This window comes from Kitasatospora sp. NBC_01266 (assembly GCF_036242395.1).
Lineage (GTDB): Bacteria > Actinomycetota > Actinomycetes > Streptomycetales > Streptomycetaceae > Kitasatospora.
In genome coordinates this window covers 7094372-7114037 of sequence record NZ_CP108458.1, presented here as the reverse complement: position 1 = coordinate 7114037, position 19666 = coordinate 7094372, and the positions used below count along the sequence as shown (strand labels likewise).

Genomic DNA, 19666 nt, shown 5'->3' with positions numbered 1-19666 from the left:
CAACAAAACGTCAATGTAGGAAAATACGATGAACTCTTGGCCAAGCCAGGGCAGTCAGGCGCCGCTACTCGGCTCCGAGCAGGTCCCGGGCCAGCGTCTCCCCCGCCAGCTCGGCCAGCTCCGCCGCCTTGCTGATGCTGTCCCCCGGCTGTTCGGCCAGCTCGACCAGCGCGTACGCGGCCACGAAGCCGGCCCCACGCCACTGGTCCTCGGCCAGTTCGACCCGTCCGGCCACAGCGGCCACCGGAACCCCCGCCCCGGTGGCCGCCGCGGCGACTCCGGCGGGCGCCTTGCCGTGCAGTGTCTGCGCGTCCAGGCATCCCTCGCCGGTCACGACCAGGCGTGCCCCACGCACGGCCTCGTCGAAGCCCAGCAGCTCGAGCAGCAGCTCGATGCCGGGCCGCATGGTGGCACCGAGCAGGGCCAGGGCGGCGAAGCCGACCCCGCCCGCGGCCCCGGCGCCGGGGGCGTCACGGAAGTCCACGCCGGTGCTGTCGCGCACCACGTCGGCCCAGCGGGTCAGACCTTCCTCCAACACCACCAGGTCCGCGCCGTCCGCGCCCTTCTGCGGGCCGTAGACGGCGGCGGCACCACGAGGGCCGAGCAGCGGGTTGTCGACATCGCCGGCCACCACGATCTCCACCCCGGCCAAGGTGTCGGCCAGCGAGCCGGGATCCAGGCGGTGCAGCCGGCGCAGGGCCGCACCGCCGGGCGGCAGTTCGACGCCCTGGGCGTCGAACAGGCCGACGCCCAGCGCCTGGACCAGGCCCGCGCCGCCGTCGGTGCAGGCGCTGCCCCCCAGACCCAGCACGATCCGCCGGACGCCGAGCGAGACCGCGCGGCCGATCAGCTGGCCGACCCCGAAGGAGCCGGCCGCGAGCGGGGCGGTGCGGCCACCGGGCAGTCGGGCCAGGCCGGCGGCCTGGGCCAGCTCGACCACGGCGACCTCGCCCTTGACGGCGATCGCGGCGTCCACCGGCAGGCCGGTCGGGCCGGCCACCTTGGCCGGGATCCGGGTGAAGCCGGCCGCGAGCGCGGCGGCCAGGGTGCCCTCGCCGCCGTCGGCGACCGGCAGTTCGCGCACCTCGAGGCCGGGCCGCACCCGGCGGATGCCCGCGGCCAGGCGCGCGGCGACCTCGGCGCCTTCCAGGGTGCCCTTGAACTTGTCGGGAGCTACGACCACATGGCCCTGAGTGGGGTTGGCGGGCATGGTGCGGGCCTCACTTCCGAGACGAGCTGATGGTCTTTCAATCATGCGGAATCGCGACCGCCGAAACGGGCTGCGACCCCCTCCCCGCCGTTCCTCCCGTCCCGCTTCCGACGTACGGGAGGCTCCCCTCGGCGCAGGAGGGGGTCGGGCGGTGTGCCGCGCACGACCGAAGTGCGCGGCACCACCGGTTGGCACGACCAGCGGGCGGGGAAACCCCCGGGTTGGTCCGGGAGTGGATGAGCCCCACACCCGCCCGCTGGTCGAAAGTGCCCTCCTGGTGGCGCGGGCACGACCGGACAGGTACACGCCACCAGGAGGAGTCTGTGCTGAACGGGGCGGCAGCCCCTTACTTCAGCTCGTTACTTCAGCTCGCGGCCCGCGAGGCGCTCCACGCCGCGCAGCAGGGCCGAGTGGTCCAGCGAGCCGTCACCGTTGGCCCGCGCCGAGGCGACCAGCTGGGCGACCAGCGAGCCGACCGGCAGCGGGGCCTCGACGGCGCGCGCGGCGGCCGTCACGATGCCCATGTCCTTGTGGTGCAGGTCGATCCGGAAGCCCGGGGCGAACTCGCGGCCGATCATGTTGGCCTTCTTGCGGTTCAGCACCGTGGAACCGGCCAGGCCGCCCGCGAGCACGTCCAGCGCGGCCGGCAGGTCGACGCCCGCGTTCTCCAGGAAGACCACGGCCTCGGCCACCACCTGGATGTTCACGGCCACGATCAGCTGGTTGGCGGCCTTCACGGTCTGCCCCGCACCCGCCGGACCCACGTGGATCACGGTGGTGCCGAGCACGTCGAAGAGCGGCTTGGCCTCGGCGAAGTCCTCGGCGCCGCCACCGACCATGATCGAGAGCACCGCCTCGATCGCGCCGGCCTCGCCGCCGGAGACCGGGGCGTCCAGGGTGCGGATGCCCTTCTCCTTGGCGGCGGCCTCGACCTTGATCGAGGTCTGCGGGGTGATCGAGGACATGTCGATCACCAGCGCGCCGGCCTTCGCGTTCTCCAGCACGCCACCCTCACCGAGGATGACCTGCTCGACGTGCGGGTCCGCCGGGACCATGGTGATGACGATCTCGGCGTCCTTGACGGCGTCGGCGATGCTGGTCGCGCCGTGGCCGCCGGCCGCGACCAGCGCGTCGATCGCGGACTGCTCCAGGTTGAAACCGGTGACGTGGTGGCCGGCCTTGACCAGGTTGACGGCCATGGGCTTGCCCATGATGCCGAGGCCGATGAAGGCGATCTTGCGGGAGGCGCTCATCGCGTCAATGTCCTTTGTTACGGGGGAAGTTCGAGAAAAGGGGTGGTCAGCGGGCGCGCAGCTCGCGCGGCAGCCAGCCGAAGCTGTCGGCGCTGACCCCGGTGGCCGGCCGGTACTCCAGGCCGATCCGGCCGGCGTACCCGGCGGCGGTCAGCCGGGCCAGCAGGTCCTGGACGTCGAGCGTGCCGGTGCCGGGCTCGTTGCGGCCCGGGTGGTCGGCGATCTGCACGTGCCCGATCCGGTCGGCGTAGCTGTCGATCACGGCGACCAGGTCCTCGCCGTTGACGGCCAGGTGGTAGAAGTCGCAGAGGAACTTCGCGTTGCCCAGCCCGGTGGCCGCGTTGACCCGGTCGACCACCTCGACGGCGGCCTTCGCGGTGTGCAGCGGGTAGTCGGGGGCGTCCACCTTGTTCAGCGCCTCGATCAGCAGGATCGCGCCGATGGAGTGCGCCGCCTCGGCGGCCAGGGTGAGGTTCTCCAGCGCGAGCGCGTCCTGCTCCTCGGCGCTGACGCCCTCGATCCGGTTGCCGTAGAGCACGTTGAGCGCTCCGGCACCGAGCGAGGAGGCGAGCGCGGCGGCCACCGGAAGGTTCTCGCGGAACCGCTCGCGCTCGGCCGGCAGTGAGGCGGTGCCCTTGGCGCCCGCGGTGAGGTCGTCCAGCACGTTCAGGCCGGTCAGCCGCACCCCCGCGTCGGCGAAGGCCTTGCGCAGCGCGTCCAGCTCGGCCGCGTCAGGAGTGGTCTGCGTACCGAAGGGCCACCACAGCTCGGCCCTGGTGAAGCCGGCACCGGCCGCGGCGGCGGGGCGCTCCAGGAGCGGGAGCTCACTGAACAGGATCGACAGGTTGATCGTGTAGCTGTGCTCGGAAGCGGCTGTCACGTCCCTCACCTTTCACTTCTCTCTCCCACTTCCACAATGTGGAAGTGGGATTCTGCTTGGTGGAAGCTTGCCACGGGCACCCGAGGGAGTGTCAAGGGCTCTACAACAGTTTGTTGAAACAGCTGCTCTCGCCGGCCGGCCGAACCGTCCCGCCCACCCAGCCCTCGGTCGCCCGCTCGCTAGAGTGAGCGCGTGCGATTGATGGTGGAGTTCACGACAGAACCGTTCGAACTGGTCAACTTCCCGGACCACGCGGTGGCGGCCCGGCGGGTGGTCGACGAGGCCGGCCTGGCCGTCTCGGTCGGCCCGTTCGGCACCAGCGCCGAAGGCGCGGCCGAGCAGGTGCTCGGCGCGGTGACCCGACTGCTGCACGACTCGCTGGAGGCCGGCGCCAGCCGGATCTCCTTCCAGGTCAGCGTGGTCCCCGAAGCCGACGCCGACGCCAACCCCGAGGCCCCGACCGGCCCCGACTCCCCGGAAGGAGCGGGCACGTCATGACCGACGCCCTGGAACACTCGCTGACCCGGGCGATAAAGCCACTGCTGGACGCCGTCGGCGCCACCGCCCTGGACCCCGCCGAGGCCAAGCCCGACGACGTGATCCTGGAGTGGGACGGCGCACCGGCGGTGGCCGTGCGACTGCCCCACCTGAGCAGCGCGCTCGACCGCCTGCTGGCCGAGATGACCCGGCAGTTCGACGGCCGGCCGCTCAGCGAGCTGGACCGGCTGGAGAAGCAGCGGGTCGTCGCCCTGCTGGAGGAGCGCGGCGCCTTCACCGTGCGGCACGGCGTGGAGACCGTCGCCGCCGCCCTGGGCGTCAGCCGCTTCACGGTGTACAACTACCTCAACCGCCAGGTGGACGGTCCGAAGGGCGGCTGACACCCCGGCCGACCAGGCAAGTCTCACCGAGCGGCGAGTCCGGCGCACTTGGCGGATCGCACACGGAAGCGGGCGGATCACACCGGCGGTTCGAAACGTAACCACCAAGGCTTCAACAAAGTGTTGACGGCCGGGGGTGGTGGATCTAGCTTGTGCGGGTGGCACCACTCTTCAGGAGGTCCACCCGTGACCAACCACCCCCACGCGTCAGTTGACGCGCCCGGCGCCCTCGGGGCGCTGGCGGCGGCTCCGGCCGCCGAACTGGAGCGGACTCTGCTGGACGTCTGCTCCAGCCCCAGCTGGGCCGCCGCCGTCGCCGGCGATCGGCCCTGGTCCGACCGCGCGGCCCTGCTGGCCACCAACGCGGCGGCCATGGCGAGCCTGACGGCCGCCGACCTGAACGACGCGATGGCCGGCCACGCCCGGATCGGCAAGCCCAAGGCGGGCGACGCCACTTCGGAGCGCGAGCAGGCCGGCATCCAGGGAGTGGACCGGACACTCCTCGACGAACTGCAGCAGGCCAATGCCGCCTACGAGGCGAAGTTCGGCCATGTGTTCCTGATCTGCGCCACCGGGCGCACCGCGGCCACCATGCTCGCCGCACTGCGCGAGCGCTTCCCGAACGACGCGGCCACCGAGGCCGAGATCGTCCGCGGTGAGCTGCGCAGGATCAACGACATCCGGCTCAACCGCCTCCTGGACGAGCCGGTCGTCTGACCCGACCGACGTACCGCCGGCCGAACCGAGGTACCTGGCGTACCGAGGTACCTGGCGTACCGACGTACCGTCAGTCATCTGACGGACCATCAGCTGATCGATCGTCACTCCCGCCACCAGTAAGGTCACTTCTGCCATGACTGGCATCTCCACCCACGTGCTCGACACCAGCCTCGGCCGCCCGGCCGAGGGTGTGCCGGTCGAGCTCGCACTCAACACCGAGGGTGGCTGGACGGTGCTCGGCACCTCCGCCACGGACTCCGACGGCCGGGTCAAGGACCTGCCGGCCGTGGAGGCGGGCTCGGTCGTCCGGCTCCGCTTCGATGTGGCCGCGTACCACCGCTCGGCGGATCACGCCGCGGCCGCCTCGGACGGGACGCCGTTCTTCCCCGAGGTCTCGATCGTCTTCACGGTCGCGCCCGCGCAGCACCACTACCACGTGCCGCTGCTGCTGAACCCCTTCGGATATTCCGTCTACCGCGGAAGCTAGACGGTCAACACAGCAAAGGAGCCGACGGCCATGGCCCACGTGCTCGGTCAGAACCAGTACGGCAAGGCGGAGAACCGCATCGTCCGGGTCTACCGTGACAGCACCCGTCACGAGATCAAGGACCTGAACGTCTCGGTGGCCCTCCAGGGCGACTTCGAGGACGTCCACCTCACCGGCTCGAACGCCAACTGCCTGCCCACCGACACCACCAAGAACACCGTCTACGCCTTCGCCAAGGAGCACGGCATCGAGTCGGCGGAGGCGTTCGGCATCACGCTGGCGCGGCACTTCGTCGACAACACCCCGCCGGTGCACGGCGCCCGGATCCGGATCGAGGAGTACTCCTGGAACCGGATCAGGACCCCGGACAGCACCTCGCGCTTCATCGGCTCCGAGGAGGTCGGCCACTCCTTCGTCCGCGACGGCGGTGAGGTCCGCACCACCGAGATCGGCTACGACGGCGAGATCGTCCAGGTGATCTCCGGTCTCAAGGACCTGGTCGTGCTGAACACGACCAACTCCGAGTTCTGGGGCTACATCAAGGACAAGTACACCACCCTGCAGGAGGCCTACGACCGGATCCTGGCCACCCAGGTGACGGCCCGCTGGGCGTACTCCTACCGCGGCCGGGCGGACGAGGCCCAGCCGAACTGGAACCGCTCCTACCAGCATGTCCGCCGCCACCTGCTGGAGGCCTTCGCCGAGACCTACTCCTACTCGCTGCAGCAGACCCTGCACGCGATGGGCACCCGGGTGCTGAACAACCGCGCCGAGGTGGACGAGGTCCGGCTGGAGCTGCCGAACAAGCACCACTTCCTGGTCGACCTGTCGCCCTTCGACCTCAGCAACGACAACGAGGTCTACTACGCCGCCGACCGGATGTACGGCCTGATCGAGGGCACCGTGCACCGCGAGGGCGTCACCCCGGTGATACCCGTCGCCTGACCTGGAGTTCGCCCACCCGAGGGACTCTCGCTCCGCCGTCCCGCCCTCGGGACTCCAGTACCGCAGTACCGCAGTCCCGCAGTACCGCTGACGGCGGTGACCCCCAGCCGGACCGGCGCGGTCTGACGGCCCGTCTCCCGCCTCCCCCACGCGCCGTCAGACCGCGCGGGTCCCCCGCGCATCCCTCACCCCAGGAGTCACCATGGCAGTCCAGCCCCCGCCCGCCGACCAGCGGATCGTGATCGAGAACGTCGCCATCGCCACCGTCGACGCCGAGGACACCGAGTACACCCGCGGCCACGTGGTGATCAAGGGCAACCTCATCGAGTCGGTCGGCAACGGTCCGGCGCCGCAGTGGCTGGACAACGTGGTGCGCCGGATCAACGGTGAGGGCCACCTGATCACCCCGGGCCTGGTCAACACCCACCACCACTTCTACCAGTGGATCACCCGCGGCCTGGCCCAGGACGACATCCTCTTCGACTGGCTCGTCGCGCTCTACCCGACCTGGGCCCGGATAGACGACCAGTTGGTCCACGCGGCCACCCTCGGCTCGGCCGCCGCGCTGCTCAAGTCCGGCTGCACCACCGCCTCGGACCACCACTACGTGTTCCCGAAGGACGGCGGCGACATCCTGGGCGCCTCGATAGAAGCCGTCCAGTCGCTCGGCCTGCGCTTCACCGCGCTGCGCGGCTCGATGGACCGCAGCAAGAAGGACGGCGGCCTGCCGCCGGACCACGCGGTGGAGACCACCGAGGAGATCCTGATCGCCTCCGAGGCGGCCGTGGACACCTACCACGACGCCTCGTTCGGCTCGATGCTGCACGTCGCCATCGCGCCCTGCTCGCCGTTCTCGGTCTCCACCGAGCTGCTGCGGGAAGCCGCCGTGCTGGCCCGCCGCAAGGGCGTGCGGCTGCACACCCACGGCTCGGAGACGGCCGAGGAGGAGCAGTTCTGCAAGGAGCTGTTCGGCATGGGCCCCACCGACTACTTCGAGTCCACCGGCTGGCTGGGCGAGGACGTCTGGATGGCGCACTGCGTCCACATGAACGACTCCGACATCGCCAAGTTCGCCGAGACCGGCACCGGCGTGGCGCACTGCCCGTCCTCCAACGCGCGGCTGGCGGCCGGCATCGCCCGGGTCCCGGACATGCTGAAGGCCGGCGTCCCGGTGGGTCTGGGCGTGGACGGCACCGCCTCCAACGAGTCCGGCGAACTGGGCACCGAGCTGCGCAACGCGCTGCTGATCAACCGGCTGCACGGCCGCCCCAACGCCCTGACCGCGCGCGGCGCGCTGCGGCTGGGCACCATGGGCGGCGCCCGGGTGCTGGGCCGGCAGCACGAGATCGGCTCGATCGAGGTGGGCAAGCTCGCCGACCTGGCGCTCTGGAAGGTCGACGGGATCATGCACTCCTCGATCGCCGACCCGGTGGCCGCGCTGACCATGGGCGCGCTGCCGCCGCTGGCGGTGCTCTTCGTCAACGGCAACGCGGTGGTCGAGAAGGACACCCTGACCACCGTCAACGAGGACCAGATCGCGCTGGCCTGCGCCCGCGCCGCCAAGGAGCTGGCCGCCCGCGGCTGACGCCGCCACAGACCGACCACCACCACCGACCACCACCACCGACCGGCCGAGACCGGTCGGCGAACCAGGACTCCGGGCCGCCCAGGGACGGTGCGTGACCCGGACTCCGTCCGACCGTCAGGTCGGGCGGACCGCAGCCCCGGACCCACGGCGAGGGTCCGGGGCTGTGGCGTACCGTGCGGGAAGGCGACGTAGGTTACTGCTACTCAGCTCAGCTCAGCTGACCGAACACCGCTCCTCGACGGCCGAAAGAGACCATATGACCACCGTGGGGTCGGCGATTCCCGCTGCCCGCCTGCCCGCCGCGCTGCGCCATCCGGTATTCGCCGCGACCCTGCTGGCCGCGGTGCTGCACCTGGTCTGGGCCGTGGCTCTGGCCAACGACGCGGGCGACCTGGCGGCCCAGTACGCCTGGACCGAGTTCACCCGCCAGCACCCGGACGCGGCCTACAACCTGTCCTGGTACGGCGGGATCCACACCGCCTCGTACAGCGTGCTGTCGCCCTACCTGATGGGCCTGCTCGGGGTGCGGACCACCGGCATGCTGGCCGGCACCGCCTCGGCGACGCTGGCCGCCACCCTGCTGACCCGCTCGGGTCTGCGCCGACCGCTGGCGCCGGCGCTCTGGACGGCCTTCGCCCTCTGGTGTGACGTCGCCTCAGGACGGGTGACGTTCGCGATCGGGGTGGCCTTCGGGCTGGGTGCCACGGTGCTCGCCTGCACCCGCACCGGCCCCCGGCTGCGTGGCACCGCGCTCTTCGCGCTGGCGGCGCTGGCCACCATGGGCAGCCCGGTGGTCGGCCTGTTCCTGGAGGTGGTGGCCGCCGCGCTCTTCCTGACGGGGCGTCGGCGGGACAGCTACCCGCTGGCGGTGGCCCCGGTCGTGGTGGTGGCGGGCACCTCGCTGCTCTTCCCGTTCTACGGGGTGCAGCCGTTCGACTGGTGGGCGGCGGCGCCGGTGGTGGCGGCGGCACTCGCGGTGGCCGCGCTGGTGCCGGCCGGCTGGGCGACGGTGCGGCGCGGGGCGCTGGTCTACGCGGTCGGGGTGGTGCTGGTCTGGCTGATCCCCTCGCCGGTGGGCAGCAACGTCGAGCGGCTCAGCCTGCTCTTCGCGGGCACCGTGCTGCTCGCGGTGCTGCTGGACACCCGACTGACCCGGCGTCGGGCGCTGCTGGTGGCGGTCGGCTTCGTCTCGGTGGCCGCCTGGCTGGCCGGGCGGACGCTGGGCGACCTGCTGGTGACCGTTCCGGTGGCCCGGGCGACCGCCGACGGCAACGCGCTGATCGGCGAACTGCACGCGGTCGGCGCGGACCGCACCCGGGTGGAGGTGGTCCCGCTGGCCTCGCACTGGGAGGCCAGCGGCGTGGCACCGTACGTGGACCTGGCCCGTGGCTGGAACCGGCAGGCGGACGTCACCCGCAACCCGCTCTTCTACACCGCCAAGCTGGCCCCGGCCGACTACCACGCCTGGCTGCGGCGCTGGGGCGTGGGCTATGTGGCGCTCTCCAGTGACAAGCCGGACGACGCGGCGGTGGAGGAGGCGGCGCTGGTCTCGGCGGGGCAGCCCTGGCTGGACCAGATCTGGGAGCACGGCAGCTGGCGGCTCTACCGGGTCACCGACGCCACCCCGCTGGCCGCGCCGCCCGCCGTGGTGCAGCAGGCCGGGCCGGCCGCGCTGACCGTCCAGGTGCCCAGCGCGGGCCCGGTGCACCTGCTGCTGCCCTGGTCGCCGTGGCTGGGCATCGCCGGTGACCAGGGGGACGCCAGTGGCTGCCTGGCCGAACAGGGCGACTGGACGGTGCTCTACGCGCCGTCCCCCGGCACCTACCGGATCACCGGGAGGTACTCCTTCGACCGGGGCAGCCCCTGCCCGTCCGGCGTGGCCAAGGAGGTGGCCGACGGCTGACGGCTGACGGCTGACGGCTGACGGCGAGCAGGCCCGTCAACTCCCGGGGAGTACCGGGGAGTCGACGGGCCTTCGCTTGTCGGCCGGCCGGCCGCGGCGACCGGTCAGACCTGGAGCGTCCTGATCGCGGTCGGGGCGTGGCCCGGCTCGGTGGCCAGCTCCTCGAACTCGGTGACGTCGCTGATGTCCGCCGTCCGGCTCATCGCGATGTTGGTGACCCGCTCCAGGATGGCCTCGACGACCACCGGGACGCGGTGCTCGGCGGCGAGCTTCTTGGCCTCCTCGAAGGCGGGCAGCAGCTGGTCCGGCTCGGTGACCCGGATCGCCTTGCAGCCCAGGCCCTCGATCACCTTGACGTGGTCGACGCCGTAGACGCCCAGCTCCGGGGAGTTGATGTTCTCGAACTCCAGGTTGACCTGGAAGTTGAGGTCCAGCCCGAGCTGCGCCTGCCGGATCAGCCCCAGGTAGGCGTTGTTCACCAGGACGTGGACGTACGGGATCCGGTGCTGGGCGCCGACCGCCAGCTCCTCCAGCATGAACTGGAAGTCGTAGTCGCCGGAGAGCGCCACCACCGGGGTCTCGGGGTCGGCGGTGGCGACACCGAGCGCGGCCGGGATGGTCCAGCCCAGCGGGCCGGCCTGGCCGCAGTTGATCCAGTGGCGCGGCTTGTAGACGTGCAGCATCTGCGCCCCCGCGATCTGCGAGAGGCCGATGGTGGTGACGTAGCGGGTCTCCGGTCCGAAGGCCCGGTTCATCTCCTCGTAGACGCGCTGCGGCTTCAGCGGCACGTTGTCGAAGTGGGTGCGGCGCAGCAGGGTCGCCTTGCGCTGCTGGGCGGCGGCCACCCAGGCGCTGCGGTCCGGCAGCTTGCCCGCGGCCCTGAGCTCCTTGGCCACCTCGACGAAGAGCTCCAGCGCGGCCTTGGCGTCCGAGGCGATGCCGAAGTCCGGGGCGAAGATCCGGCCGATCTGGGTGGGCTCGATGTCGACGTGGACGAAGGTCCGGCCCTGGGTGTAGACGTCCAGCTTGTAGCCGGTGTGGCGGTTGGCCCAGCGGTTGCCGATGCCGAGGACGAAGTCCGACTCCAGGAAGGTCGCGTTGCCGTAGCGGTGCGCGGTCTGCACGCCGACCATGCCGGCGTTCAGCTCGTGGTCGTCGGCGATCGCGCCCCAGCCCATCAGGGTGGGGATGACCGGAGTGCCGGTCAGCTCGGCGAACTCGACCAGCAGGTCGCTGGCATCGGCGTTGATGATCCCGCCGCCGGCCACGATCAGCGGGCGCTCGGACTTCAGCAGCAGGCCGATCGCCTTCTCGATCTGGGCCCGGGTGGCGGCCGGCTTGTAGACCGGCAGCGGCTGGTAGGTCTCCGGGTCGAACTCGATCTCGGTCAGCTGGACGTCGATCGGCAGGTCGATCAGGACCGGGCCGGGGCGGCCCGAGCGCATCAGGTGGAAGGCCTGCTGGAAGACACCCGGGACCTGCGCGGCCTCCAGCACCGTGGTCGCGGCCTTGGTGACGGGCCCCGCGATCGCGGCGATGTCGACGGCCTGGAAGTCCTCGGTGTGCAGCTTGGCGACCGGCGCCTGCCCGGTGATGCACAGGATCGGGATCGAGTCGGCGATGGCCGAGTACAGGCCGGTGATCATGTCGGTGCCGGCCGGACCCGAAGTGCCGATGCAGACACCGATGTTGCCGGCCTTGGCACGGGTGTACCCCTCGGCCATGTGGGAGGCGCCCTCGACATGGCGGGCCAGCGTGTGCCGGATCCCGCCGCCGGCCTTCAGCGCGGCGTAGAACGGGTTGATCGCGGCGCCCGGCACGCCGAACGCGACCTCGACGCCTTCGCGCTTGAGGATCTCCACTGCCGCGCGGGCGGCTGTCATTCGTGGCATCGGGGTACTCCTGCGGTCGGCTCGTATTCCACCATGCGGAATATTGCTTTTAGGATGCGAAATTACGGTAGGCGGCAGCCCGACGGGGCGTCAAGGGTTTCCGGGGTCCATCTTCAACAACTCGTTGAAGCGACAGCCATTGGCGATCCATCCATCAGCGGCCTCGCGGTCGGTCGGCCATTCGGAACGAATACACCATTCGCATACGTACCCTTCGGGTGCGAGGGCCCTCTCCCAGCCCCGCCGCCGGCACGGGCTCCCCACCTGTGCTGGGAAGCCCGTGCCATCCGATTCAGATCCAGGTGTAGTTCTCGTCGATGACAGGTTCCAGCTCGAAGTCCCGTGTCGGCGCGGTCCCGGCGCAGCAGCGCGACGTCGTCGCCGCAGAAGACCGGGCCGGTGACGCGGACCTTGATTCTGCTGAACGGCTGCTCGGGCGTCTGCACTTGGGGGGTGCTCATCGGTGTGACTCTCCTCCGGGGGGTTGGGGCAGGCCGGGCGGACCGACGGTGCATCCTGGTCAACGACCGGGAGGGGCGTGTGGGTTGGCGACTTCTGACGCCTCCTCCGGCAAGCCGCCGCAACTCGTCTTCGACACGGCCATGGACTGCCGCCGCAAGGTCGACCAGCTGCTGACTGCCCGGCACTCCCACCAGCAGGGCCACGAACACGGCCTGGCCGCGCAGCTGGAGGTCCAGGCCGAACAACCGCACCGTGGTCAGCTCCGCCGAGGTCAGCGGCTCGGGCTGCTTGGTGTCCTGGTGCCGGATGGCGTTGGTCGCCAGCTCCGACACCACCAGCAGCGCGGCGTCGATCAGGTCTGGCGGTGCCTGCCAGCAGCGGAGCACGTCACGGGTGTGCTTCCTGGCCCAGCCGACGGCGTTCGGTGTGTCGGCGAGCATGAGGTGACTGTGGTGCGTGGGTAGAGCCGAGTACCTACTTGGTGGCGATGACGTAGACGCTGGCCCACTCGCGCTTGGGGTTGGCCAGGGTCGGGTCGAAGGTCCAGGGCTCCACCGTCGTGAAGCCGGCCTCCGTGAACAGCTGGACCAACTTCTCGTGGTCGTAGGCCCAGAGGTGGGGGTTGTAGGTCGGGTCGTCGTCCTGGTCGCGGAAGACGTAGTTGATCAGGTCGAGGAAGGTGTTGATGTCCTCCCGGCAGTCACGCTTCGCGTACCAGCGCTCGACCATCTCGGCGCTCTGCTCCGGCGGGGCCGGGTACCGGTTCAGCACGAAGCTCGCGTCCGGCACGCCGGTGATCAGCTGACCGCCGGAGCTGAGCACCCGCAAGGCCTCGCGGGCATACTGCTTGGCGGACCGCGGGTAGTCGATGTGCTCCAGGAAGTGCTCGGAGAACATGAACTCGACGGTGTTGTCCCGGAGGGGAATTCCCTCGCGCACGTCCCAGAGCAGATCGGCCGGCGGGACCAGGTCGATGTTGAAGAAGCCGTCGATCTGGTGGCTGCCACCACCGATCTGGACCTTCGCCGGCCGCTGCTCCAAGCCGTTCGGCCAGGCGCGCTGGCTGGCCCGGTGGTAGCGGTTCAGCTCGACTTCCTTGGCGGCGGCGCGCAGGGTGCGGGCCAAGCCGTGGCTGAGCGTGGGGTCGGCCAGCAGCGCAGCGATCTGTTCACCGAGCAGGTCGATCGACGGTGGGCCGGAAATGTCCCGGGGCATGGCAAGCGTCTCCTCGTCACGTGATGAAGGTGGAAGGGACCGGGCGTCAGCTACGGCGCGAAGGTCGCGAAGGTGGAATCAGGCGACCGCAGGCGCAGCGGCCCACTGGTTGTTGCGCATCAGGGTGGAGCGGAGGTCGACCAGGCGCGGGGTGACGGTCAGGTCCAGCTGCTCGGTCGGGTGCAGGTTGCCGGCCTCGTCGGCGACCGCGCGCCAGACGCTGTACTGGAGGTCCGGGTAGGCCGGGTTGATGCCGATCTCGCCCTTGGGGATGGTGCCGTTGAAGGGCACCGGGATGTCGAGGTGGTTCCAGTAGTTCCAGGCTTGGAGTGCCTTGACCTGGTCGAAGTAGAAGTAGAAGTCCGGCGAGCGGCCGAAGGTGCGCAGCTCGCGGTGGATCAGGTGGCCGAGCAACGGCCCGAGCTGGGTGGCGAGGCTGTCGAACTCCCACTTGGTGTGGCGCCAACGGTCCGGCACTTGACCGGCGGTGAAGAGGCGGGCGGCCACCAGGTGGCTGATGCGGTCGGTGAGGTAGGCCGCCGCCGCGTTCGGGTCGAGGGTGGTGTCGACCTTTCGGAGGGTGTCGCCGAGATCGGGCACGTGGAACTTGGCCAGGTCGAACCGGCCGATCATCCCCGGCACGGCGAACAGCAGCTCCTTGTAGAGCCAGTTGTTTAACTCGCCGAGTTCGGCCAGTCGCCGGGTACGGGAACTGGTGGAGTGCAGCATGACGTACTCGGACAGGGCCTCGAAGAACAGGTAGCCGAGGATCGGAAGGCGCGGGATCGTCGCGTCGAGCTGACGCAGGAAGTCCGCGGGCGCCACGGTCGCGCCCTGGTAGGCGATGGCGGCGGCCAGCGCGAGGAAGGCGGTGGAGTTCTTCACCCGGCTGACCACCGTCTCGCGCAGCCGGTGCCGCTCGCCCTTGCTCAGCAGGTACTCGAGGTGGGAGTAGATGGCCAGGTGGATCGCCCCAAGCCGGAGGTAGTCCACCCCGGCCAGCCCCTGGTACGCCTGCGGCGGCAGGTCCAGTTCGAAGACCAGCGGCGTGGGCTCGTGGTCCGGCCGCCCGATCTTCGCCAGGAACGCCGGCGCCTCGCGGGTGAGCACGTACGAGCCGAGGTTGTGCGGCCGGAAGCCGTGGTCCGCCTCGGTGAGCGGCGCACAGTAGATGCTGCCGACCAGGCACCCGCCGGACGGGTACAGCACGCCATCCCGGCTGATCTTCTCCAGGGCGTGGGTGACGTGCAGCAGGTGGAGCTTGCCGCCGCTGCCCAGCGAGTCGAACAGCGCGTTGCGGCGCAGCAGGTGGCCGTTGGGGGTGCCGGAGGACAGGCGGTCGGTCCAGGCCGCCTTCTGCACGCCGAGCGGATCATCCGGGTTAGGCATCTCCGGGACGAGGCTGGCGCCGAAGAAGGCGTGCGCGTCGGCCCAGCTTTCGTAGGCGTCCACGAAGTCCACGGCCCTACACCAGCCCCTTCTCGGCCACCGCGAACCGGACCGCCTCGATGCTGGAGGCGCCGGCCAGGAAGGCCGCCTCCGAGGTAACCACCAGGTCGAAGGCCAGAGGTTCGAGCTGGCCGAAGGCCGGCTCTCGGACGTACCGGGCGTTCGGCCACCAGGAGAGCTTCGGCAGCCGGAAGCGGTCAAGGGCGTCCGCCACCTTCACCAGGTCACAGATCTGCCGGTTTCGGGTGTGGTCGACGCGGTCGTCGGCGGTGAACGCCTCGTACGCCACCTCGTGCAGCCGCACGGCGATGGCGGCCCTGATCACCTCGCTCGGGCTGGGCCGGCGACGGAAGTGCGTCCAGACCAGGTCGGCGTTGGCGGCCAGCCAGACCGCGGCCCGTCCACCATGGCCCGGGTCGCCCTTGTCGTGGTGCCGCTGGCAGTCGTGCACTGCCGCCGCGATGACCACGGCGGCGGCGTCCGACTCGTTCAGCCCGTACCAGTCGGCCAGCAGCGCGGCGAGGACTGCCGTCCGCAGGCCGTGCCGGTGGCCGTGGATGGAGTCGGCGAGCTGAGGTTGGGCCAGCCACCGGGTGGGGATGGCGGCCGACTCGATCAGGGCCTTCGTGGTGGGGCGCAGCGGCGGCGGCCAGGCCACCGGGAAGTCGGGCCGGTTGGCCTTGATCCACTCGACGGTGACGGCGTCGGTGAACTGGTGGTGCGGCAGTTCCTTGCGGGCAGCCAACTCGACCAAGCTGTCCGTGTGGGTCGTGCTCATGGTGCAGCCCACCCCCTCGGTGGTCAGGACGGTTGGGAGCCCTGCCGGATCTCGACGGACCGGGCAGCCTTGCGCGCGGCCTCCTCGGCCTCGAAGGCAGCGGTGAAGGCGGCCAGCTCGTCTTCGGTCATCAGGGTGACGCCCAGCTCGGCGGCCACGTCGATGATCTCGGTGGTGGCTTCGTCCTTGGCGGCGGCCGGAGCGTCGCCCGGCAGCACCCGCTCGAACTCGGCGTGGTAGCCCCACGCTTCGCTCCACTTGACCGCGATCTCGACACCCCTGAAGAGGAAGTTGCGGCGGAAGTTGAAGGCTTCGTGCCGGTCGTCCTCGAATCCCAGGGCGGCGAAGAGCTGTACGGCCTTGGGCACGTCGTCCCGGGCGATCGGGAACTCGGTCTCGCCGAAGGCCGCGCCCTGGCCGATCCTGCTGTCCTTGAGCGTGATCTTGGCGGTGCCGGCGGACTGGTTGTCGGTGACCTTCAGCAGCTGGTCCGGCAGCACGAAGAAGTGGATGTGCTTGTCGTCCTGGCCCAGGTCTTCGCCGTCCTTGGTCAGCCGCTCCACGAGGGCGTCGTGGGCATCCTTGTCGAAGCGGGCGCGCATCTCGATCTCGATGGCCATGGCAGTCGTCCTTCCTGATTCGGGCATGCCTGATGGGGCCGGGCCGGCGCCAGGTATCCCTGGCCGGCCCGGATGGTAGCTGTGAAGTTGTTCGATGGTGGTGCGGCTGGCCGCTGCTCTCCTCGCCGCACCACCAACCGTGCGTTACGTCAGGCCAGCTCGCCGAACCGTTCGCGGACCACGCCCTCGTGCAGGTAGTTCGGCAGCGGCACACCGCCAACGCTGGTGCGCCGGGTGGCCACCTGGTCCAAGGTGTCGGACGGGAAGCCCTCCAGCAGTTGGAGGCACTGCTTGACCCACTCGCGCGAGGTGTCCCACTCGCCGGCGTCGCGCAGCCGCAGCGCCAGGGCGTACGCGGTCTCGGTCGCCGCCCAGGTGTCCGTCGCCAGCTCCTGCTGGAACGCGGCCTCCAGCTCGGCCGCGGAAGCCAGGTGGGTCGTGTTCGTCATCAGTCGGTGCCCTTTCCTCGTGCCGGTCGTTCTGTGGTGGTGAACTTGGCCAGCGCCACCGGGGTGACGCTCGGACGGCCACCGATCAGTAGATGTAGGTCTCGGCCAGCGTCTTGTAGTCGAACAGCTCGTCCTTCGCGAACCAGAGGTCGACTTCCTGCGCGGCTTCCTCGCGGTTGCCGGAGGCGTGGACCAGGTTGGCCACCGCCTTGCCCACGGCCAGGCTCGCCCCTGAACTCATGTGCGAGAAGTCGCCGCGGATGGTGCCGGCCGGCGCCTGGTTCGGGTAGGTGCTGCCCACGATCTTCCGGACCGTGGCGATGGCGTCGTAGCCCTCCAGCACCAGAGCGATGACCGGCCCCTGCTGCATGAAGGTGGCGGTCAGGTTGTAGACCTCGGAGCCGAGCCGCTCCTCCAGGTCGAAGTAGTGCCGGCGGGTGAACTCCGCGTCCATCCACTTCATCTTCGTGCCGACGACCTTGAGCGCGGCGTCCTCGAACCGCTGCAGGATCCGGCCGGCCAGACCGCGGGCCACCGCGTCGGGCTTGAGAAGCACGAGCGTGCGCTCGACCTGAGCCTGGTTCTCCTCGGTCATTTGTTCCCTTTCGGCTTGCCAGAGTGGCGATATGACGGTGCATCAAGCCCGTCCGACACTGAGGTTACCTGCGCGGGTGAAGCGATTTTCGATTCGCGGAGCCGACCAGCCGAGCGCCAGACCGCGGGGCTTCCTGATCGCTCCCCCACTGCGGCCGGCGCTGGCCTAGAATCAGCCAGTACTGGCCTCGCAACTGTCCGTGCAAGTGCGAGCTTTGGTCACGCTCCCCAGTCTGAAGTCGCCACCCTCCCGGCGCCATGCCGCCACAGTGCGGCGGCGGTGCACTCGGAGTGCAGCAAGCAGGCTGGCGGGCGGTGGACGACGGATGGGCAACAAGGAGCGCTCTCCTCCCGGAACGATGCGGCTGCTGCCGAGTCAACTCCATGAAGGTGCGGCCCGGTTGGCTTCGCCGCGCGTCCTGCATGGACTATGCAGATCGTGCATGACGTCTTGATCCAGGTCGGTCGGCGCGGCCCGTGCCAGGCAGACTGAAGGTGGCAGGAGGAGCCATGTCGGAGGCGGCACCGGAGCCCATCGGCGCACGCCAGATCGGATCGGTGATCCGGCGCGCCCGGGTGATCGCCGATCGGTCGCAGCACGACGTGGCTTCCAAGCTGGGCTACCACCAGTCGAAGCTGAGCCGACTGGAGAAGGGCATCGGCACCGACGACGTACGGGTCCTCCGGGCCGTCGCGGCGGAGCTCGACATTCCCCTGGAAAGCCTGGGCCTAACCACCTCCCCCAGAAGCGCGGACCTCAGGACGGACGACATGCAGCGTCAAGGCTTCCTGGCTGCCGGCGTGGCGGCCCTCGCGGTTCCAGCTCGCCCCCACACCGCCGGCCTCGATCTGGTCCAGGCCCTCCTGCCAACGGCCGCCATGCTGCCCGACCGGCAGCCGCTCACCGAGGCGGCACTGCGTCACGGGCTCTCGAAGGCCCGGCGCCTCCTCTACAGCTGCCGCTACACCGAACTCGAGACCCTGCTGCCGACACTGCTCACCGACCTGCGTCGCACCCAGCACGAGACTCCCGGCAGCCTGACGCTGACCAGCCTGGCCGCCACCGCCTACCAGACCACCGTCAGCATGTTGATCAAGCTCGGCGACAACGGCAACGCCTGGCTCGCGGTCGGGCGGGCGATGAGCGAGGCAGAGCGCAGCGGCAACCCGATAGTGCTGGCGTCCAGCGTCCGGGTCCAGACCCACCTTATGGCCCGCGAGCACCACCACGCGCCGGCCGTCACGATGGTCCAGCACACTGCCGACCAACTCGGCGGCCACTACGACCAGCGCGAGCCCGGTGACCTTGCCGCCTTCGGCCTGATGCTGCTGCGCGGGGTGACGGCCGCCAGCACCGGCGGTGACCGTTCCACCACAGCCGAGCTGCTGGACCAGGCCGACGAAGTCGCCCAGTACGTCGACCGCGACCACCCGGATGCCTGGGCGAACTTCAGCCAGACCAACGTGGCGCTGCACCGGACGTCCGCTGCGGTGGCCCTGGGCGACGCCGGCGCCGCCATCGACACGGCCCGGCCGCTGCTGCACCGCCGCATCCCAGCGCCGGAACGACAAGCGGCACTGTGGGTGGACCTTGCCAGGGCCTTCAACCAGCAGGGCAAACTGTCCGAGGGCTACCGCGCCCTGCGCATCGCCGAACGTCACGCTGCCGAAGACATCCGGCGTCGTCCGGACATCCGGGAGCTGGTGGCCGACATGGCAGCACGCGACCGCCGCGGTGCCCTGCCGGAGCTACGCCAGTTCAGCCGTGAGTTGGGAGTCCGACCTTGAGCAAGCCGTTCCTCTACGTCGTCGTGTGCGCGTCGGGCATCGCCGACGACGTGGGCCAGCTGATCTCAGTCGCCCAAGCCGAAGGCTGGGCGGTCGGGGTGGTGGCGACGCCGAACGCAATGGGGTTCATCGATCAGGCCGCCATCGAGAAGCAGACCGGCCACCCGATCCGCTCGGCCTGGCGCACGCCCGAGGTGCCGGCCTCACTGCCGTCGGCCGACGCCATCGCGGTCGCGCCCGCCACCTTCAACACGATCAACAAGTGGGCGGATGGCCACGCCGACACCCTGGCCCTCGGCATCCTCACCGAGGCGTACGGTCTGGGCATCCCGGTGGCCGCCCAGCCGTACGTCAACTCGGCCCAGGCCGCCCATCCGGCCTACCCGGCCAACGTGGAGCGACTGAAGGCGATGGGCGTGCTGTTCGGCGACTACGTTCCGCACAAGCCGAAAGCCGGCGGGGGCCGTGACCAGTACGACTGGAGCACACCGTTGCGCCTGCTGCGCCCGGTACTCGAAGCCAAGACCAAGGCGTAGCAGGCCAGTTCGGGGAGGA

At 70.4% G+C, this 19666-nt stretch carries 20 protein-coding genes; 9 read left to right on the top strand and 11 right to left on the bottom strand.

All coding sequences use genetic code 11. The annotated features are described in order from the left end of the window. Positions 1 to 64 precede the first annotated feature (64 nt). The 3 genes from OG403_RS30650 to OG403_RS30640 all read right to left on the bottom strand — a co-directional run bounded on the left by OG403_RS30650 (position 65) and on the right by OG403_RS30640 (position 3352). Entirely contained in the window at positions 65 to 1210 is a 1146-nt protein-coding gene (locus OG403_RS30650; RefSeq protein WP_329570130.1) for a glycerate kinase, read from the bottom strand. A gap of 359 nt (positions 1211 to 1569) precedes the next feature. Beyond that, a complete protein-coding gene (locus tag OG403_RS30645) occupies positions 1570 to 2463 on the bottom strand; it encodes a 2-hydroxy-3-oxopropionate reductase (protein ID WP_329570129.1) in 894 nt (297 codons plus the stop codon). 46 nt (positions 2464 to 2509) lie between these two features. Next, positions 2510 to 3352: a hydroxypyruvate isomerase family protein gene (locus OG403_RS30640; protein WP_329570127.1), complete on the bottom strand. Its 843-nt coding sequence runs from the start codon at positions 3350 to 3352 to the stop codon at positions 2510 to 2512. A gap of 192 nt (positions 3353 to 3544) precedes the next feature. On the opposite strand from OG403_RS30640, the gene OG403_RS30635 reads away from it, so the two are divergent. The 7 genes from OG403_RS30635 to OG403_RS30605 all read left to right on the top strand — a co-directional run bounded on the left by OG403_RS30635 (position 3545) and on the right by OG403_RS30605 (position 9864). Further along, positions 3545 to 3841, top strand: coding sequence for a thiamine-binding protein (locus tag OG403_RS30635; RefSeq protein WP_442911096.1), 297 nt, complete (start codon positions 3545 to 3547; stop codon positions 3839 to 3841). Then, a complete protein-coding gene (locus OG403_RS30630) occupies positions 3838 to 4221 on the top strand; it encodes a helix-turn-helix domain-containing protein (protein ID WP_329570123.1) in 384 nt (127 codons plus the stop codon). Before OG403_RS30635 ends, OG403_RS30630 begins: the two co-directional genes overlap by 4 nt. Positions 4222 to 4407: 186 nt before the next feature. Next, complete coding sequence (gene uraD / locus OG403_RS30625) at positions 4408 to 4938, top strand: 2-oxo-4-hydroxy-4-carboxy-5-ureidoimidazoline decarboxylase (RefSeq protein ID WP_329570121.1); 531 nt, start codon at positions 4408 to 4410, stop codon at positions 4936 to 4938. Positions 4939 to 5074: 136 nt separating this feature from the next. After that, the gene (gene uraH, locus OG403_RS30620; RefSeq protein ID WP_329570120.1) at positions 5075 to 5428 is read left to right on the top strand and encodes a hydroxyisourate hydrolase; all 354 of its coding nucleotides are present in this window, start codon (positions 5075 to 5077) and stop codon (positions 5426 to 5428) included. Between the two features lie 30 nt (positions 5429 to 5458). Further along, the gene (gene pucL, locus OG403_RS30615) at positions 5459 to 6373 is read left to right on the top strand and encodes a factor-independent urate hydroxylase (protein WP_329570117.1); all 915 of its coding nucleotides are present in this window, start codon (positions 5459 to 5461) and stop codon (positions 6371 to 6373) included. A 202-nt stretch (positions 6374 to 6575) separates the two neighbouring features. Next, entirely contained in the window at positions 6576 to 7958 is a 1383-nt protein-coding gene (locus OG403_RS30610) for an 8-oxoguanine deaminase (protein WP_329570115.1), read from the top strand. Between the two features lie 259 nt (positions 7959 to 8217). Further along, a complete protein-coding gene (locus OG403_RS30605) occupies positions 8218 to 9864 on the top strand; it encodes an MFS transporter (protein WP_329570113.1) in 1647 nt (548 codons plus the stop codon). 104 nt (positions 9865 to 9968) lie between these two features. Here OG403_RS30605 and gcl read toward each other — a convergent pair whose 3' ends face one another. The 8 genes from gcl to OG403_RS30565 form a co-directional block, all read right to left on the bottom strand. Next, positions 9969 to 11756 carry a glyoxylate carboligase gene (gcl, locus tag OG403_RS30600; protein WP_329570111.1) on the bottom strand — a complete coding sequence of 596 codons (1788 nt, stop codon included), beginning with the start codon at positions 11754 to 11756 and terminating at the stop codon, positions 9969 to 9971. Positions 11757 to 11869: 113 nt separating this feature from the next. After that, the gene (locus OG403_RS30595) at positions 11870 to 12658 is read right to left on the bottom strand and encodes an ATP-binding protein (RefSeq protein ID WP_329570110.1); all 789 of its coding nucleotides are present in this window, start codon (positions 12656 to 12658) and stop codon (positions 11870 to 11872) included. A 34-nt stretch (positions 12659 to 12692) separates the two neighbouring features. Further along, positions 12693 to 13433, bottom strand: a complete 741-nt coding sequence (locus tag OG403_RS30590) for a class I SAM-dependent methyltransferase (RefSeq protein ID WP_329570108.1) — start codon at positions 13431 to 13433, stop codon at positions 12693 to 12695. 78 nt (positions 13434 to 13511) lie between these two features. Continuing rightward, complete coding sequence (locus OG403_RS30585; protein ID WP_329570106.1) at positions 13512 to 14894, bottom strand: hypothetical protein; 1383 nt, start codon at positions 14892 to 14894, stop codon at positions 13512 to 13514. 4 nt (positions 14895 to 14898) lie between these two features. Continuing rightward, entirely contained in the window at positions 14899 to 15660 is a 762-nt protein-coding gene (locus OG403_RS30580) for a hypothetical protein (RefSeq protein WP_329570104.1), read from the bottom strand. Positions 15661 to 15683: 23 nt separating this feature from the next. Then, the gene (locus OG403_RS30575; protein WP_329570102.1) at positions 15684 to 16280 is read right to left on the bottom strand and encodes a hypothetical protein; all 597 of its coding nucleotides are present in this window, start codon (positions 16278 to 16280) and stop codon (positions 15684 to 15686) included. Between the two features lie 149 nt (positions 16281 to 16429). Continuing rightward, the gene (locus tag OG403_RS30570) at positions 16430 to 16729 is read right to left on the bottom strand and encodes a hypothetical protein (RefSeq protein WP_329570100.1); all 300 of its coding nucleotides are present in this window, start codon (positions 16727 to 16729) and stop codon (positions 16430 to 16432) included. A gap of 85 nt (positions 16730 to 16814) precedes the next feature. Continuing rightward, complete coding sequence (locus tag OG403_RS30565) at positions 16815 to 17324, bottom strand: nucleoside-diphosphate kinase (protein ID WP_329570098.1); 510 nt, start codon at positions 17322 to 17324, stop codon at positions 16815 to 16817. A 509-nt stretch (positions 17325 to 17833) separates the two neighbouring features. On the opposite strand from OG403_RS30565, the gene OG403_RS30560 reads away from it, so the two are divergent. Both OG403_RS30560 and OG403_RS30555 read left to right on the top strand, forming a co-directional pair. Next, positions 17834 to 19111, top strand: a complete 1278-nt coding sequence (locus OG403_RS30560) for a helix-turn-helix transcriptional regulator (protein WP_329570097.1) — start codon at positions 17834 to 17836, stop codon at positions 19109 to 19111. Beyond that, positions 19108 to 19647, top strand: coding sequence for a flavoprotein (locus tag OG403_RS30555; RefSeq protein ID WP_329570096.1), 540 nt, complete (start codon positions 19108 to 19110; stop codon positions 19645 to 19647). The genes OG403_RS30560 and OG403_RS30555 overlap by 4 nt, the downstream gene beginning before the upstream one ends. Positions 19648 to 19666: the final 19 nt, after the last annotated feature.

Excerpts from the sequence above, each read along its gene's own strand:
- OG403_RS30605 (WP_329570113.1), top strand. The coding sequence starts at position 8,218 with ATGACCACCGTGGGGTCGGCGATTCCCGCTGCCCGCCTGCCCGCCGCG.
- OG403_RS30580 (WP_329570104.1), bottom strand. The coding sequence starts at position 15,660 with ATGAGCACGACCCACACGGACAGCTTGGTCGAGTTGGCTGCCCGCAAG.
- uraH (WP_329570120.1), top strand. The coding sequence starts at position 5,075 with ATGACTGGCATCTCCACCCACGTGCTCGACACCAGCCTCGGCCGCCCG.
- OG403_RS30645 (WP_329570129.1), bottom strand. The coding sequence starts at position 2,463 with ATGAGCGCCTCCCGCAAGATCGCCTTCATCGGCCTCGGCATCATGGGC.
- OG403_RS30650 (WP_329570130.1), bottom strand. The coding sequence starts at position 1,210 with ATGCCCGCCAACCCCACTCAGGGCCATGTGGTCGTAGCTCCCGACAAG.
- OG403_RS30630 (WP_329570123.1), top strand. The coding sequence starts at position 3,838 with ATGACCGACGCCCTGGAACACTCGCTGACCCGGGCGATAAAGCCACTG.
- OG403_RS30590 (WP_329570108.1), bottom strand. The coding sequence starts at position 13,433 with ATGCCCCGGGACATTTCCGGCCCACCGTCGATCGACCTGCTCGGTGAA.
- OG403_RS30560 (WP_329570097.1), top strand. The coding sequence starts at position 17,834 with ATGTCGGAGGCGGCACCGGAGCCCATCGGCGCACGCCAGATCGGATCG.
- OG403_RS30635 (WP_442911096.1), top strand. The coding sequence starts at position 3,545 with ATGGTGGAGTTCACGACAGAACCGTTCGAACTGGTCAACTTCCCGGAC.
- OG403_RS30570 (WP_329570100.1), bottom strand. The coding sequence starts at position 16,729 with ATGACGAACACGACCCACCTGGCTTCCGCGGCCGAGCTGGAGGCCGCG.
- pucL (WP_329570117.1), top strand. The coding sequence starts at position 5,459 with ATGGCCCACGTGCTCGGTCAGAACCAGTACGGCAAGGCGGAGAACCGC.
- OG403_RS30595 (WP_329570110.1), bottom strand. The coding sequence starts at position 12,658 with ATGCTCGCCGACACACCGAACGCCGTCGGCTGGGCCAGGAAGCACACC.
- OG403_RS30565 (WP_329570098.1), bottom strand. The coding sequence starts at position 17,324 with ATGACCGAGGAGAACCAGGCTCAGGTCGAGCGCACGCTCGTGCTTCTC.
- OG403_RS30610 (WP_329570115.1), top strand. The coding sequence starts at position 6,576 with ATGGCAGTCCAGCCCCCGCCCGCCGACCAGCGGATCGTGATCGAGAAC.
- gcl (WP_329570111.1), bottom strand. The coding sequence starts at position 11,756 with ATGCCACGAATGACAGCCGCCCGCGCGGCAGTGGAGATCCTCAAGCGC.
- OG403_RS30575 (WP_329570102.1), bottom strand. The coding sequence starts at position 16,280 with ATGGCCATCGAGATCGAGATGCGCGCCCGCTTCGACAAGGATGCCCAC.